General features: G+C 64.9%; 2 protein-coding genes. Both read left to right on the top strand.

What is annotated here, in order from left to right; genetic code table 11:
• The first annotated feature begins 58 nt into the window (after positions 1-58).
• Positions 59-442: a transposase gene (locus FJ471_RS34575; RefSeq protein ID WP_082048904.1), complete on the top strand. Its 384-nt coding sequence runs from the start codon at positions 59-61 to the stop codon at positions 440-442.
• Positions 439-1,320, top strand: a complete 882-nt coding sequence (locus FJ471_RS34570) for an IS3 family transposase (protein WP_140811562.1) — start codon at positions 439-441, stop codon at positions 1,318-1,320. Before FJ471_RS34575 ends, FJ471_RS34570 begins: the two co-directional genes overlap by 4 nt.
• Positions 1,321-1,330: the final 10 nt, after the last annotated feature.

Here is a 1,330-nt window from a genome sequence, read left to right as displayed (position 1 = left end):
TGGAGTGCACCCCAAAACTGAGACAAGGATATAAGGGACAGTCCTGAGAGAGGGACTGATGCCTCAAAGACGGAAATTTAGCCGAGAGATGAAGCTGGCAGCCGTTGAGCGGCTGCTGGCGGGAGAGAAGGTGGCGGCCCTAGCCAAAGAGCTGGGGGTGGGCACCAAGATGCTCTACCACTGGCGGGCCAAGTATCTGAGCGGCGGCGCAGCGGCGTTGCGATCACCTGGACAGCACCCCAGAACAGCCGCGGTTGGGCCGCCCCGCGAGCGTGCCGATCTTGCGCAGGCGCAGGCCCGCATAGTCGAACTGGAGCGCAAGGTCGGCCGGCAGGAGCTGGAGCTCGATTTTTTTCGCAAAGCCTTGCGGCAAGTCAGGGAAAAGCGCCAGCCGAGCGACGGGCCTGGCGCGAGCTCGTCTACGCGTCAATCACGGCGATGACGACCCCTCGGCCACAAGGCGGACTCAGCGTCGAAAGGATGTGCGCGCTGGCCGGCGTCAGCCGGGCCGGCTACTATCGGCACTTTCAGGCCTCGGCGCCGCGCCAGGAGGAGACTTGCGTGCGCGACGCCATCCAGCGCGTTGCCCTGGCCAACAGCCTCTCGTACGGCTATCGGCGCATCACTTGGCAGTTGCGGCGCGAAGGCGTTGTGGTGAACCACAAGCGGGTGCTGCGCATCATGGGTGAGGACAACCTCTTGTGCCTGAGGAAGAAGCCGTTCGTGCCGGTCACGACCGCATCCCGGCACGGCTGGCAGGTGGTGCCGAACCTGGCGCGCGGCCTCCTTGTGAGCGGTCTCGACCAGTTGTGGGTGGCCGACATCACCTATGTGCGGCTGCGCGAGGAGTTCGCCTACCTCGCCGTCGTGCTTGATGCCTTCAGCCGCCGTGTCATCGGCTGGGCTCTGGACGACCATCTGGAGGCCAGCCTGGCCGTGGCGGCGCTGACCATGGCGCTGGAGGCACGCCGTCCGCAGCCCGGAAGCCTCATCCATCACTCCGATCGCGGCGTCCAATATGCCTGTGCCGAATACAGTGCCGTGCTCGCGCGACACGACATCCAAGCTTCCATGAGCCGGGTCGGCAACCCCTACGACAATGCCAAGGCAGAGAGCTTCATGAAGACACTCAAGCAGGAGGAAGTCGACGGCCGCGATTATCGCGACATCGACGAGGCGCGCCAGCAGATCGGCGCCTTCATCGAGCAAATTTACAACCGCCAACGGCTGCATTCGGCGCTCGGCTATCGACCGCCCGTGGAGTTCGAGGCAAACTGGACGCCGCACGGGGCTGCTGCGCAGCAGCCCCGTGCGGCCTAACGCTAACGCT

It is taken from the genome of Mesorhizobium sp. B2-7-1 (assembly GCF_006440735.1).
Taxonomy (GTDB): Bacteria; Pseudomonadota; Alphaproteobacteria; order Rhizobiales; family Rhizobiaceae; genus Mesorhizobium.
This window is presented reverse-complemented; position numbering and strand designations above follow the sequence as displayed.